Origin of the sequence: Pseudonocardia kujensis, assembly GCF_021283305.1 — a bacterium.
Classification (GTDB): Bacteria; Actinomycetota; Actinomycetes; order Mycobacteriales; family Pseudonocardiaceae; genus Pseudonocardia; species Pseudonocardia kujensis.
Map to the genome: position 1 here is coordinate 1 of NZ_JAJSOK010000018.1, position 13,413 is coordinate 13,413.

Annotated in this window: 11 protein-coding genes and 1 pseudogene; 8 read left to right on the forward strand and 4 right to left on the reverse strand. The window is 71.4% G+C overall.

The window, feature by feature from the left end; all coding sequences use genetic code 11:
• Together LWC35_RS14860 and LWC35_RS14865 are read right to left on the reverse strand one after the other, a co-directional pair.
• Positions 1–265, reverse strand: a pseudogene (locus LWC35_RS14860) (fumarylacetoacetate hydrolase family protein); the annotation flags it as partial.
• Positions 266–321: 56 nt separating this feature from the next.
• Entirely contained in the window at positions 322–1,425 is a 1,104-nt protein-coding gene (locus LWC35_RS14865) for a cupin domain-containing protein (protein WP_232870710.1), read from the reverse strand.
• 154 nt (positions 1,426–1,579) lie between these two features.
• Here LWC35_RS14865 and LWC35_RS14870 point away from each other — a divergent pair, with 154 nt between their 5' ends.
• From LWC35_RS14870 to LWC35_RS14885, 4 genes are all read left to right on the forward strand, one after another.
• On the forward strand, positions 1,580–2,326 hold the full coding sequence (locus LWC35_RS14870) for an IclR family transcriptional regulator (protein WP_232870711.1): 747 nt from the start codon (positions 1,580–1,582) through the stop codon (positions 2,324–2,326).
• 196 nt (positions 2,327–2,522) lie between these two features.
• Positions 2,523–3,854, forward strand: coding sequence for an MFS transporter (locus LWC35_RS14875; protein WP_232870712.1), 1,332 nt, complete (start codon positions 2,523–2,525; stop codon positions 3,852–3,854).
• 55 nt (positions 3,855–3,909) lie between these two features.
• Positions 3,910–5,031: an LLM class flavin-dependent oxidoreductase gene (locus LWC35_RS14880; protein WP_232870713.1), complete on the forward strand. Its 1,122-nt coding sequence runs from the start codon at positions 3,910–3,912 to the stop codon at positions 5,029–5,031.
• A 33-nt stretch (positions 5,032–5,064) separates the two neighbouring features.
• Positions 5,065–6,309 (forward strand): flavin-dependent oxidoreductase, encoded by a 1,245-nt coding sequence (locus tag LWC35_RS14885; RefSeq protein WP_232870714.1) that lies wholly within the window; start codon positions 5,065–5,067, stop codon positions 6,307–6,309.
• Between the two features lie 68 nt (positions 6,310–6,377).
• Here LWC35_RS14885 and LWC35_RS14890 read toward each other — a convergent pair whose 3' ends face one another.
• Entirely contained in the window at positions 6,378–7,766 is a 1,389-nt protein-coding gene (locus LWC35_RS14890) for a M24 family metallopeptidase (RefSeq protein WP_232870715.1), read from the reverse strand.
• A 149-nt stretch (positions 7,767–7,915) separates the two neighbouring features.
• Here LWC35_RS14890 and LWC35_RS14895 point away from each other — a divergent pair, with 149 nt between their 5' ends.
• Entirely contained in the window at positions 7,916–8,767 is an 852-nt protein-coding gene (locus LWC35_RS14895; RefSeq protein WP_232870716.1) for an IclR family transcriptional regulator, read from the forward strand.
• A gap of 131 nt (positions 8,768–8,898) precedes the next feature.
• On the opposite strand, the gene LWC35_RS14900 is transcribed toward LWC35_RS14895, so the two are convergent.
• Positions 8,899–9,474 carry a TetR/AcrR family transcriptional regulator gene (locus LWC35_RS14900; RefSeq protein ID WP_232870717.1) on the reverse strand — a complete coding sequence of 192 codons (576 nt, stop codon included), beginning with the start codon at positions 9,472–9,474 and terminating at the stop codon, positions 8,899–8,901.
• Positions 9,475–9,678: 204 nt separating this feature from the next.
• On the opposite strand from LWC35_RS14900, the gene LWC35_RS14905 reads away from it, so the two are divergent.
• The 3 genes from LWC35_RS14905 to LWC35_RS14915 are packed head-to-tail and all read left to right on the forward strand — an operon-like array spanning position 9,679 to position 13,272.
• Positions 9,679–10,131, forward strand: coding sequence for a (2Fe-2S)-binding protein (locus LWC35_RS14905; RefSeq protein ID WP_232870718.1), 453 nt, complete (start codon positions 9,679–9,681; stop codon positions 10,129–10,131).
• Positions 10,118–11,092: an FAD binding domain-containing protein gene (locus LWC35_RS14910; protein WP_232870719.1), complete on the forward strand. Its 975-nt coding sequence runs from the start codon at positions 10,118–10,120 to the stop codon at positions 11,090–11,092. Before LWC35_RS14905 ends, LWC35_RS14910 begins: the two co-directional genes overlap by 14 nt.
• Positions 11,089–13,272: a xanthine dehydrogenase family protein molybdopterin-binding subunit gene (locus LWC35_RS14915; protein WP_232870720.1), complete on the forward strand. Its 2,184-nt coding sequence runs from the start codon at positions 11,089–11,091 to the stop codon at positions 13,270–13,272. The genes LWC35_RS14910 and LWC35_RS14915 overlap by 4 nt, the downstream gene beginning before the upstream one ends.
• Positions 13,273–13,413 lie beyond the last annotated feature (141 nt).

Here is a 13,413-nt window from a genome sequence, read left to right on the forward strand (position 1 = left end):
GGGTGGGGTGGGTGGGCAGGTCGCGGCCCATCTCGAGGATGTGCGTCCGGTAGTTCAGCCCGACGCACAGGATCTTGCCGGGACGCGGGACGACCGGGGCGACGTCCGCTCCGGCGATCTCGTGCCGGGTTCCGCCGGCCCTCTCCGCACGGGTGCGCCACCCCGGGTCGGCGAGCAGGGTCCCGACGTCCGGGGCGTCGATCTCGACCGCGTGCTCGCCGTCCGCCCGAGCGGCTCGGGTGCCTCCGCCGGTGCGCAGGGTCATCAGTCTCACGTGTGGTCCTCCAGGGCGTTCGGGGTCGGCGGGGTCGGCGCCGCTGCTCAGCCGACCTGGACGCGGTCGAGGTGCAGGCGCTCGAAGATCGGGGAGTCGGAGAAGCGGAAGAGGTCCAGGCCGGAGTCGGTGCCGATCGCCAGCGGCGCCCAGGACGGGACGACCACGAGGTCGCCCCGGGTGACCGTCCAGTCGCGCTCGCCGACGTGCACCTGGCCGGTGCCGTCGAACACCTGCCAGACGGCCGACCCGACCTCGCGGCGTGCTGCGGTCCGCGCACCGGGCGCGAGCCGGTGCATCTCCGCGCGCAGGGTCGGCATGACGTCGCCACCCGTCGTCGGGTTGGAGAAGCGGACCGCGGCGTGCCCGGGCTCGACGACCCCGGGATGCCCTTCCCGCTCCAGGGCGAGCTGGTCGTCCAGGGCGGCGTCGGTGTGCTCCCAGCGGTACGCCGCGATCGGCGAGTTCGGCAGCGGGTCGGGACGCGCGACCGGGCGCAGGCCGGGATGGGCCCACAGCCGTTCGGCCCGGGAGCGGTCGGGTGCGGAGCGGTCGCCGACCTGGTCCGGACCGGTCTCGAAGAACGCCGATCCCATGTGGTGGACGAAGGGGATGTCCAGGCCGTCCAGCCAGGCCATGGGCCGGTCGCTCTGGTTGTGGTGGCCGTGGAAGTGCCAGCCCGGCGTGAGGAGGAGGTCCCCGCGGCGCATTGCGACCGGATCGCCGTCGACGACGGTCCACACGCCCTCGCCCTCGACGACGAAGCGGAACGCGTTCTGGGTGTGCCGGTGGACCGGAGCGTCCTCGCGCGGCTTGAGGTACTGGATCGCGGCCCAGAGCGTCGACGTGGCGAAGGGGGCACCGCCCAGGCCGGGGTTCGCCAGGGCGATCGCCCGCCGCTCGCCGCCCCGTCCGACCGGGACGAGGTCGCCGGAGCGCTCGGCCAGGCGGAACAGCCGGTCCCAGCGCCAGACGTGGGGCCGCGCCGCCGGGCTCGGCGTCCGCGGCATCAGCTCGCCGATCTCGGTCCACAGCGGAACGAGCAGCTCGTCGGAGAACCCGCGGTAGAGGGCGTCGAGCTCCGCCGACGGCTCCGGCTGGCCCGGGCCCGCGCTCGCGCTCGGCGAGACCGGGGAGGAGAGGGAGGTCATGGTGAACGGTCCTTCCGGGCGACGGGTGTGGTCGCAGCGCCGACGCTACGGATGTTTTTCCCGTGGGTCGGTGATGTTCTGGAGTGAAGAACGGGGCAGCGCCGCCGAGCCCGACGCTGGACGGGTTCTGCCTGGCGCGAGTAGTAGTTCCGGCGTGCAGAACAAGCCGCGGTACAGCATCGAGTCGGTCAACCACGCGTTGATCCTGGCGACCGCACTCGCACAGGAAGGGCCGATGGGGGTCGCCGACGCGGCCACCCGCCTCGGCGTCGCCCGCTCCACCGCCCACCGCCTGCTGGCGATGCTCGTCTACCGGGGTTTCGCCGAGCAGGACGACGACCGTCGCTACGGGCCGGGGCCGATGCTGCGCGGGGAGCTCGGCGAGCCCGTGACCGAGCTGAGGCGCGTGGCGCTCCCGCTGCTCCAGGTACTGATGGCCCGGACCGGTGAGACCGTGCAGCTGCAGGTGGTCCGCGGCAGGCGCGCGCGGTTCGTCGCCTCCGTCGAGTGCGACCGGATCCTTCGTGTCGGCGACCGGGTCGGGCGCGAGCTGCCCGCCCATCTCACGTCCGCCGGGCGCGCCGTCCTGGCGTCCTGGCCGGAGGACCACGTCCGGGACCTGTACGACACGGGTGGCCCGCCGGAGGGCGGGCACCTCGACGTGCATGCCCTGATGCGCGACCTGCGCCGGGTCCGCAGGCAGGGGTTCGCGGTCAACGACGGCCTCACCGAGGAGGGGCTGACCGCCATCGGGCGCGCGGTGCAGGGGCTCGAGCAACCCCCCGTCGTCGGGATCGCCATCGCGATGCCGACCGCCCGCTACCGGGCCGCCCAGCTCACCGCCTACGTCGACGCCCTGACGGACACCGCCGAGCTCATCGAGGCCGCCCTCACCGGCTGACGAGGACCACATTCTTCAACGCAGAACTACGACGGGTGCCGCCCAGAACGTGGGTACCGTTCGATCCGGCCGAGCCGCACCACACCGCTGCGCACCCGCCGCCGGCGACGGCACCTCGGGCCGGCCCTCGCGGCCGCCCGGCCTCCCGATCGATGGTCCCTGCCACCACGCCCGATTGAGTCCAACGGAGTTCTCAATGACCAGAGTTCCGACCAACGCCGACGTCGCCGACGGCACGGCCCCGCCCAGCGCCCGTCGGCGCACGCTCATGCTCACCGCCGTCGGCAACGTCTTCGAGTGGTACGACTTCACGGTCTACGGCTTCTTCGCCCCCGCGATCGCCGCGACGTTCTTCCCCAAGCAGGACTCCCTCGCCGCCCTCCTCTCGACCTTCGTCGTCTTCGTCGTCGGGTTCCTGGCTCGGCCGCTCGGCGGCCTGATCTTCGGCCGGCTTGTCGACCGCAAGGGTCGCAAGGCGATCATGCTCTTCTCGATGTTGCTGATGGCGACCGGTTCGTTGCTGATCGCGCTCGCGCCGGGCTATGTCACCGCTGGTGTCCTCGGCACCCTCATCGTGGTCGTCGGCCGGCTGTGCCAGGGGCTCTCGGCCGGTGGCGAGCAGGGCTCCGCGGGGATGTTCCTCGTCGAGTGGGCCGGGACGGGGCGCAGGGCGTTCTTCGGCAGCTTCCTCAACTCCGCGGCGACGACCGGTGTCCTGCTGGGCGCGCTCCTCGGCGCCCTGCTGACCACCACACTCGGGACGGCGACCGTCAACGCCTGGGCGTGGCGCATCCCGTTCTTCCTCGGCGCCGCGCTGGCGCTGGTCGTCTTCTTCCTGCGCCGGGACGTCGAGGAGTCCCCGGTGTTCGAGGAGATCCGCGCCGCGCACCGCTCGGCGGAGGAGGCGCAGGCCGCTTCCTCGCCCGCGAATCGGCTGCCCAACGGCGCCGCCTTCTTCGTCGTCCTCGGGTTCATCGCGCTGTGGACCACGACGACCTTCATCACGCTGACGTACATGCCCACCTTCGCCTTTGCGATCGTGGGGGTCAACGCCTCTGGCTCGCTCTGGGCCACCGCACTCGGTGCCGGGCTGACGGCGGCGCTGATCCCGGTCGGCGGCTGGATCTCCGACCGGGTGGGCAGGCGGCCGGTGATCTTCTTCTCCGGCATCGGCTACCTCGTCCTGGCCGTCCCGCTCTTCACACTCGTCGCGACGACCAAGGAGTTCTGGGCGGTCCTGCTGCTCGAGTTCGTGCTCGCCTTCTTCTCGGCCCCCATCCTGGGCATGGGTGTCGCGCTGATCGTCGAGATGTTCCACGGGCGCAACCACGGCTTCCTCGTCACCGTCACCATGGCGGTCGGCGTCACCCTCTTCGGCGGCTTCGGTCCGTACATCTGCACCTGGCTGATCAGCATGACGGGCCAGCCGATCTCCGCGTCGTACTGGGTGGTCGCGGTGTCCGTCCTCACGCTCGTCTCGGCCCTCTTCATCCCGCGAGACCTGCACACGCGCCCGCTCTCACGGTGAGGCGCACCCCCCGCGCGGTCCGTACGCGCGCCGATCGACAAGGAGAGACGGCTACATGCTGAGCAAGAACGCCTTCCAGCTGGGACTGTTCGCCCTCAACTGCTCCAACGGCATGACCATGACCAAGGCCCCGGAGCGGTGGCAGAACACCTGGGACAACAATGTCCGGGCCGCGCAGCTGGCGGACGACGCGGGGCTGGAGTTCCTCCTCCCGGTCGGCCGGTGGCGGGGGTACGGCGGCGAGACGAACAGCCAGAACAGCAACTTCGAGCCGATCAGCTGGGCGACCGGCATCCTGGCCCACACCTCGCGGATCCGTGTGTTCAGTACCACCCACTGCGCGCTGATCCACCCCGTCTTCGCCGCCAAGCAGATGGCGACGGCGGACCACGTCGGCCGCGGGCGCTTCGGGCTCAACATCGTGGCGGGCTGGAACGCCGCGGAGTTCTCGATGTTCGGGCAGGCGCTCAAGGAGCACGACGACCGGTACGCCTACGCGCAGGAGTGGCTGGACGTCGTCAAGAAGGTCTGGACCGAGCCGGACCTGTTCGACCACCAGGGCCGGTTCTTCGATCTGAAGGGCGTGGAGGGCCAGCCCCACCCCGTCGGCGATCCGGTCATCATGAGCGCGGGCATCTCCTCCGCCGGGAGCGCCTTCGCCGCCCGCAACGCCGACGCGCTCTTCATGGTGATCAACGACCTCGACAGCATGGGGGAGAAGGTGGCCGAGGTGAAGCGCATCGACCCCGCCCGCCCGTTCGGTGTCTTCGCCAGCAGCCACCTGGTCTGCCGGCCCACCCGCAAGGAGGCGGAGGACTACTACCACTACATCGTCGACGAGATGGGCGACTGGGAGGCGGCGGACAACATGGCGGCCGGCCGCCTCACGGCCCAGTCGTCCACGGCGGAGCAGCTGCAGGCGCACGCCATGAAGCGGCGCAACATCGGCGGGTCCGGCACGTGGCCCGTCGTCGGCAGCTACGACGACGTCGTCGACATGTACGCACGGCTGAGCGCCGCCGGGCTGCAGGGCGTCGCCGTCGGGCTCGTCCACTACGTCGACGAGTTCCCCCACCTGCGCGACGAGGTGCTCCCGCGGATGGAGCGGATCGGCCTCCGGCAGCCGGTCGCTCCCCAGGGTCAGGACGACCCGGCGCGGACGAAGGCCTACGCGTAGGCGCCGGGACGAGGAGACAGGGAGGCCTCGCGAATGAAGGTAGTGGTTGTCGGCGGCGGCATCGGCGGGCTGACACTGGCGCTGTCGCTCCGGGCGCGCTTCGACGACGTGGACGTCCACGTCTACGAGGCGGCCCCCGAGTTCAAGCCGTTGGGGCTGGGCATCAACCTGATGCCGCACTGCGTCCGTGTCCTGACCCAGCTCGGCCTGGAGGACGCGCTCGCGGAGGTGGCCGTCGAGGCGCAGGAGTTCGTCTTCGCCACCCACAACGGTCAGATCATCTACCGCGAGCCGACCGGGCTGTACGCCGGGCACCCGTACCGGCACTTCTCGGTCCACCGCGGCGACCTGCACACGGTGCTGCTGAACGCCGTGCTCTCCCGGCTCGGGGGGGACCACGTGCACACCGACCACCGGCTGGTGGGCCTCACGCAGGACCAGGCCGGCGTCACGGCGACCTTCCAGGCCTCCGCGGGCAGCGCGATCGCGCCGGTCGAGGGCGACGTCCTGATCGGCTGCGACGGGGTGCACTCGGTGGTGCGCAAGACGTTCTACCCGGACGAGGGTGCCCCGGTCTTCCACGGCATCAACATGTGGCGGGGGGTGACCCGGATGCCGCCGTTCCTCAGTGGAGGGAGCGCGACCCGCATCGGGGCCCTCTTCCTGACGGGCAAGCTCGCCGTGTACCCGATCCGCAACGCCATCGACACCGAGGGCAACCAGCTCGTCAACTGGATCGCCGAGGTGAACACCGAGGTGCGGTCGCCCGTCGACTGGAGCGCGGCGGGCGACATCGACGACTTCCTGCACTACTTCGAGGACTGGAAGTTCGACTGGCTCGACTGCGGCGAGCTGCTCCGCAAGGGCGAGAACGTGCTCTCCTACCCGATGGTCGACCGTGACCCGGTCGACCGGTGGACCTTCGACCGCGTGACGCTCCTCGGCGACGCCGCCCACCCCATGTACCCGCGCGGCGGGAACGGTGGCGCACAGGCCATCCTCGACGCCGAGGCGCTCGCGAAGGCGCTCGAGGCGACGGCGGACCCGCGGGAGGGGCTGGTCGCGTACCAGGTGGAGCGGCTGCCGGTCGTCAACAACCTGGTGCTCACGAACCGCACCACACCGCCCGACACCATCATCGAGGTCGTGGAGCAGCGGACGAACGGCGAGCCGTTCGAGAACCTCCACGACATCATCTCGCAGGAGGAGATCGAAGAGATCAGCCACCGGTACCAGCGCGCGGCCGGCTACGACAAGGAGACCGTCGCGCGGAAGTGAGTCCGCCCCCGGCGAGAACGGAAGAGGGACGCAGCCTTCGGGCCGCGTCCCTCTTCCGTCCTCCGGGCTCAGCTGACCCCGAGCACCTTCGGGGGGTTCACGAGGACCTCGGCGCCGCCGGGACGGACGACCATGCTGCCGCCGTACATCAGGCCGACGTCGGAGCGCCAGGACCGGTCGTGGAGGTCGATGTTGTTGCCGAAGTGCATCCCCTCCTCGAGCACGAGGTGGCCGATCCGCGCGCCGTTGAGCGAGTCGGACCCGTATCCGGGCTGGTAGACGACGGTGGGGAACTCCGGCGAGGCCAGGCCCATCGCGTGGAAGCCGAGCTCGATCCAGTTGACCCCGGCCCGGTCGGCGGGCTCGCGGATCTCGCGCAGCGCCTCGTCGATCGTCCTGCCCGGCACGAGCGCGGCCCGGCTGGCCTCGAAGCACTCCAGCGCGATGTCGAAGAGCTTGTACAGCGGGTCGGGCACGCGGGACCCGATGTGGCAGCTGTACTCGGTGTGGACGAGGTAGCCGCCGTACTTGGTGTGCCACTCCGCGACGACGAGGTCACCCTCGTTCAGCGGCCGGGTCGTCGGGACCATCGGCTGGTCCGACCCGTGCAGCAGGTGCCAGAGCTCGCTGTCCGGGTGCTCGGCAGGGCCGGAGGCGAAGAGGTTGAAGATGTTCGGCTCGCCGCCGTTCGCGATCTGCGTCCGGATCATCTCGGCGTAGACCTCCGCCTCGGTGGCGCCGGCGCCCGCGGCGGTCACCAGGGCGTCGATGGTCTTCTCCGCGACCACCGCCGCGGAGCGGAGCATGCCGATCTCCTCCTCACTCTTGACCACGCGGAGCCGCTGGAACGCGTAGCCGAAGTCGACGAGCCGGGCGTCGGGGAGCAGCGCCTCCAGTGCCGCCTGCTCGCCGGACAGGATCGTGGAGGTGGTCTGGATGGTCGAGGAGAAGCCGACCAGGCCGATCCGCGCGCGACCGAGGCCCCGGTCCCTGAGCTCGGCGGCGAGCTCGGGGATCCCGTGACCGATCCGGATGTCGTCCACCCAGCCGTGCAGTGCCTCCTGGAAGTGGAAGGGCTGGCTCATGTGCGCCACCGCGTTGTACAGCACCGGGTCCCGGTCCAGGAAGAACAGCGCGCTCGAGCCCATCTTCGCGCCGGTGCCGGTGAGGTAGCGGATGTTCGCGATCCCCATGTCCCAGTAGATGTCGTTGCCGAGCAGGACGAGCGCGTCGACACCCGCCATCAACATGTCCTTGCGCAGCGCGTCCCAGCGCCGGTCCCGTTCCGCGAGGCTCAGGTGGGGGTGGTGGTCGCCGGGGACCTTCGACGGCCGTGCGCCCCGGGGGATCGGGTGGGGCGGGAACGGGGGGAGGAGGCCGAGCGCCGTGACCTCGGGTCCGAGGTTCGCCGGGATGCCGGTGACGAACTCGATGTTCTCGTTGCCTTCCGTGGCCATGGGTCCTCGTTTCCTGATCGATGTCGAGCCCTCTCATCGTGTCGGCGCGAGGGGTCGCGGGCGCCGAACTTCTGCTCGGTGGAATCGGGCCGGGGCCTGCCCTCGCGACGGCCCCGTCCTTGTCGCCGGGCCACCTGTGGGGGAGGATCGTGTTCACTTCCGGAAGGGAGGTCCGGGCCATCACGCAGGGCAACCTCGAGTACCACAGGCCGGCGTACGCCGTGAACTCGATCGACAACGCTCTCCGGGCCATCCACATCCTCCGCGACTTCGGCTCCGCACGGATCTCGGACGTCGCGAAGGTCCTGGGTGTCGCCGACTCGACGGCGCACCGGATCATGGCGATGCTCGTCTTCCACGGTTTCGCGGTGCAGGACGACGACCGGCGCTACCGCGCCGGCCCGGCCCTGAGCGCGCCGGTCATCTCCTCGGAGCTGGCCCGCGACATCCAGGAGCTCGCCCTCCCGACGCTCGGCGCGCTGGCGAACAGGTACGGCGAGACGGTGTGCCTCGCCACCCGCGTCGGCGTGCACACCCGCGTCCTCGTCTCCGCCGAGCCGGAGGATCCCGACCACGTGCCCGAGCGGACCGGGAACGTGCTCCCCGCTCACCTCAGCGCCGCCGGACGGGCGCTCCTGGCGCTGCTACCGGTCGAGAAGGTCGAGCACCTCTACCGCAGCACCGCCGCCGAGGCCCGCGGATCCCGCCTCTCGGACCGCGAGTACCGAATCCTGCTCGCCGAGTGCGACAGCACCCGCAGGCGCGGGTTCTCCCTCTGCCTGGAGAACATCAACAAGGGTATTTCGGCCGTCGCGGTCGCCGTCACCTCACCGCGTACGCCGCCCGTCGCGATCGTCGTCAGCACCCCGGCGGGCCGCCTGGTCGAGCTGTACCGGACGCCCGAGCGGCGCGCTCCGCTGTTCGACGCCCGGGACGAGCTGGCCGCGACGCTCGCGTTGAAGCTCGAGCTGAGGGAGCCGCCCTCGCCCCTGATCGCGTGAGGACCTTTCCCGGGACCGGCCCGTGAGACCCGCTCCGGCCCGCCTTCTACCGGCGACGGCGAGGATCGGCTCGGTGCGGATTCGGAGGAGCGCCCGGGTTCTGACGTGTCACCCCCCGCCGCGGCCCCGACTCAGTCGTCCGGGCGCAAGCCGCGCCACAGCAGGTCGACGAGCGCCTCGGTCTGACCGCGCCAGTCGCCCCGGGGGTCGAGGAACAGCAGGCCGCCCAGACCGCGCAGGACGGTCTCCGGGTCGAGGCCCGGGCGTACGGTGCCGGCCTCGACGTTGGCCTCGAGCAGGGTGCGCACCGCCTCGACCATGGCTTCGTACGCCTTGCCCGGGACGTCCTCGTCGTCGGCGCTCGTGGCGGAGCGCAGGGCGTCCGCGAGGCCGCGCTTGGTCATCATGTACCGCGCGAGGTGGTCTGTGGTCCACGCCCGGAGCGCCTCCGGCGGGGACTTCTCCCGCAGCAGGGAAGGGACCACGTCCAGCATCTGCTGCACCTCGTGCCGGTACACCGCGAGGACGAGGGCCCCCTGGGTCGGGAAGTGCCGGTAGACGGTTCCGACCCCCACCCCCGCCGCCTTGGCGATGGCGTTGAACGACAGCTCGCCCGTGTCGGCGAGCGATTCCGCCGCCGCCGCGACGATGCGCTCGTTGTTGCGGCGGGCGTCCGCGCGCCTCAGGTTCGCGGGTCCCGTCGTCATCGTCACCTCCCGGGCCTCCCGCAGGAATGTAATCCACGTCCGGCCGGGCGTCGGCCGGGGACGCTCGCCGAACGGATAGATATCCGCTAGGGTTCACCGGAGGACCGGATGATTATCCGGTTCCCAGTGTACGGACTGACGAGCCAGCACCCTCCGATGCCGCATCATCGTCTCGGCGGACATGCGGCGAGGAAGAGAATCCCCGTGGACATCTCACTCGAAGTGAACGGCAGGACCGAGAACCTCGACGTGGAGCCCGGCGTCACCCTGCTCGACGCGTTGCGCGAGCGGCTCGACGTGACCGGCCCCAAGAAGGGATGCGACCGCGGTCAGTGCGGCGCCTGCACCGTGCACGTCGGCGGCCGCCCCGTGCTGTCGTGTCTGACCCTGGTCGCGACCGTGCGCGAGCCGGTGACCACCGTGGACGGACTCGCCACCGGCGACGCGCTGCACCCGGTCCAGCAGGCGTTCGTCGACCAGGACGCGCTGCAGTGCGGCTTCTGCACCTCCGGACAGATCATGTCGGCGGTCGCCGCGGTGGAGCAGGACGTGGACGACGTCCGCGAGTTCATGTCCGGCAACCTCTGCCGCTGCTCGGCGTACCCGAACATCGTGGCGGCGATCGAGCAGGTGAGGAGGGCCGATGCAGTCGTTTGAGCTGACCGCGCCGACCACGGTCGACGACGCCCTTGCGGGCGCCGGCACCTTTCTGGCCGGGGGGACGACGCTGGTCGACCTGATGAAGCTCGACGTGCTGACCCCCCGGCACGTCCAGGACATCAACGCCGTCCCGCTGCGTGGCATCGACACCACCGACGGGCTGCGGCTGGGCGCGCTGGAGCGGATGAGCGACGTCGCCCGGCACCCGGGGGTGTACCCGATGATCTCCCGTGCTCTGCTGCAGAGCGCCTCCCAGCAGCTGCGCAACATGGCCAGCATGGGCGGGAACCTGTTGCAGCGCACCCGGTGCACCTACTTCCGCGACGTGTCGATGCCGTGCAACCGGCGCGTCCCCGGCAGCGGTTGCCCGGCTCGCTCGGGAGCCGGCCGGATGCACGCCGTGCTGGGAACGAGCGAGGCGTGCGTCGCGACGCATCCGAGCGACGTCGCCGTTGCGCTGGTGGCACTGGACGCACAGGTGTCCCTCGCGGACGCAGCCGGCACCCGCACGGTGCCGCTGCTCGACTTCTACCGCCTGCCCGGCGACACCCCGCACGTCGAGAACGACCTGCGTCCCGGCGAGCTGATCACCGAGATCGTGGTGCCGCGGTTGGACTGGGCGGCGAACTCGACCTACGTCAAGGTGCGGGACCGGCAGTCCTACGAGTTCGCGCTCTGCTCGGCGGCCGTCGCGCTGGACGTACGGGACGCCCGCGTCGTCGACGCACGCGTGGCCGTCGGCGGCGTCGCGACCGTGCCGTGGCGCCTGACCGCCGTCGAGGAGGCCCTGCGCGGCGCGCCGGTGACCGAGGAGGCCTTCCAGGAGGCCGCGGGAGTCGCGGCGGAGGGCGCGACGCCCCTGTCCGCGAACGGCTTCAAGGTCCCACTGCTGCGCCGGACCGTCGTTCGTGCCCTTTGCGAGCTGACCCAGGACGAACCGAGCGGGAGCCGAGGATGACCACCACACGGATCGACGCCCCGCTCAAGGTCACCGGCCGGGCCCGGTACGGGTCGGACCACAACCTTCCGGGCATGCTGTACGGCCACGTGATGACCAGCACGATCGCGAACGGCGAGATCGTGGCGATGGACGTGGCCGCGGCGCAGGCCGCGCCCGGGGTGGTCGCCGTCTACACGCCGTTCGATCCGCTCACGCTGCGCACCCCGACGACCCCCATGCTGGGCGACACCTGGGTGCCGCTGCAGGATCGGACCGTCACCCACTACGGCCAGCCGGTGGCTTTCGTCGTGGCGGAGACCTACGAGCAGGCCCGGGACGCGAGCGCGCTCGTCGAGGTGTCCTACGACGAGCGCCCCGCCCGCACGTCGCTGGCCGGCAACCTCGAGCTGGCCGAGGACGCGCCGCCCGGCCTGGACGGGGAGCCCTCGAGCTCCGTCGTCCTCGCAGAGGGGGTGGAGTCGATCGAGGACGCGCTGGCGAGCAGCCCGGTCGTGGTCGGTGGCCGGTACTCGACGCCCACCCAGAACCACGCGGCGATGGAGCCGCACTCCGCCGTGGCGCACTGGGACGCCGACGGCCTCACCGTCTACAGCGGCAACCAGGGCGCCTTCGTCCAGCAGGCGGACCTGGCAGCCGCACTGGAGGTCGACCCGTCCGCGGTGCACACGGTGAACCCGTTCGTGGGCGGTGCGTTCGGCGGGAAGGGGCGCACCTCCGTCCCGGCGTTCCTGGCCGCGGCAGCGTCGCGGGCCCTCGGGAGGCCGGTCAAGGCGGCGCTGAGCCGAGAACAGGTCTTCACCGCGACCGCCAACCGCCCGGAGACGCTGCAGGAGATCACGTTGGGGGCCGACCGCGACGGCACCCTGATCGCCGTGCGCCACGACTCCTGGTGCAGCGCGGACACCGACCGGTCGTTCGTGGAACCTACCTCGGCCACGTCCCGGGTGGCCTACCGCACCCCGAACCTGGCCGTCAGCCAGAAGGTGGTGCCGCTGCACATCCCCCGGACCACGTTCATGCGCGCACCGGGCGAGGCGCCCGGGTCGTTCGCGCTGGAGAGCGCGATGGACGAGCTGGCCGTCGCGCTGGACATGGACCCGATCGAGCTGCGGCTGCGCAACGGATCCCTCGGTCCCGCCGGCAGCGACCTGCAGTGGTCGAGCAAGTACCTCGACGACTGCTACCGGATCGGCGCCGAGCACTTCGGCTGGTCGAGCCGGACGCCCACCGGCAGGAGGGAGGGCGACTGGCTGGTCGGGATGGGGACCGCGACGGCGATGTTCCCGGCGCTGCGGTTCCCGACCACGACCGAGATCACGCTGCAGGCGGACGACACGGCCCTGGTCTCGGTCGGTGGCTCCGATCCCGGTACCGGCCTGCTGACGGTGATGGCGCTGCTCGGGGCGGAGGCGCTGGACCTCGGACCGGAGCGGATCACACCACGGCTGGGCCTGTCCGCCTACCCGCCCGGGGGCATGTCCGGCGGGTCGACCGCCACGGCGAGCGTGGGATCGGCGATCGTGGCCGCGGCCTCTGCGGTGCTCGAGGAGCTGCAGTCGCTCGCGAGCGCGCCGGACGCACCCTTCGCGGGCCAGGACGTGACCTACGCCGACGGCCGGGTGCTGGGTGGGGGACGGTCGATGACGTTCGGGGAGCTGCTGTCCGCGCTCGGCCGGGACACGATCTCCGCCATCGGCTCCGCGGCCCCCGGGGAGGAGATGACCAAGCACTCCTTCAGCTCCTTCGGCGCCCAGTTCTGCGAAGTCCGGGTGCACCGGTGGACGGGCGACGTGCGGGTGTCGCGGATGCTCGGCGTGTTCGACGCCGGCCGCATCGTGAACGACCAGGCCGCACGCAGCCAGCTGAAGGGCGGCATGATCTGGGGCGTCTCGGCGGCCCTGCACGAGGGGCTGGAGATCGAGGACGACGGCCGGCTCGCGAACGGCGACCTGGCCGGCTACCTGCTCCCGGTCAACGCCGACATCCCCGAGATCGACGTGCAGTTCGTGCAGCACCCGGACACGTTGCACAACCCCGTCGGCGCCCGGGGCATCGGCGAGATCGGCGTGGTCGGCATGGCGGCGGCCGTGGCCAACGCCGTGTACAACGCCACGGGCGTCCGGGTCCGACACACTCCCATCACCATCGAGGACCTCCTCGAAGGCCTGCCGTCCTAGGGCTCGCTCTCGCTCGTCGGGTCGGCGCGCACGGTCGAACCGAACCGGAACGCGCCGACTCGACGACCAGCGAGAGGCGCCGTACGTGCCGGTAGCCTCCGAGGACGGTTCACCGGCCGGTGGGATCGTCGGGCACCCGCC

What these genes read in the sequence shown, in the direction of transcription:
- LWC35_RS14865 (WP_232870710.1), bottom strand. Translation starts at nt 1,425, where the DNA reads ATGACCTCCCTCTCCTCCCCGGTCTCGCCGAGCGCGAGCGCGGGCCCG.
- LWC35_RS14875 (WP_232870712.1), top strand. Translation starts at nt 2,523, where the DNA reads ATGACCAGAGTTCCGACCAACGCCGACGTCGCCGACGGCACGGCCCCG.
- LWC35_RS14880 (WP_232870713.1), top strand. Translation starts at nt 3,910, where the DNA reads ATGCTGAGCAAGAACGCCTTCCAGCTGGGACTGTTCGCCCTCAACTGC.
- LWC35_RS14885 (WP_232870714.1), top strand. Translation starts at nt 5,065, where the DNA reads ATGAAGGTAGTGGTTGTCGGCGGCGGCATCGGCGGGCTGACACTGGCG.
- LWC35_RS14890 (WP_232870715.1), bottom strand. Translation starts at nt 7,766, where the DNA reads ATGGCCACGGAAGGCAACGAGAACATCGAGTTCGTCACCGGCATCCCG.
- LWC35_RS14900 (WP_232870717.1), bottom strand. Translation starts at nt 9,474, where the DNA reads ATGACGACGGGACCCGCGAACCTGAGGCGCGCGGACGCCCGCCGCAAC.
- LWC35_RS14910 (WP_232870719.1), top strand. Translation starts at nt 10,118, where the DNA reads ATGCAGTCGTTTGAGCTGACCGCGCCGACCACGGTCGACGACGCCCTT.
- LWC35_RS14915 (WP_232870720.1), top strand. Translation starts at nt 11,089, where the DNA reads ATGACCACCACACGGATCGACGCCCCGCTCAAGGTCACCGGCCGGGCC.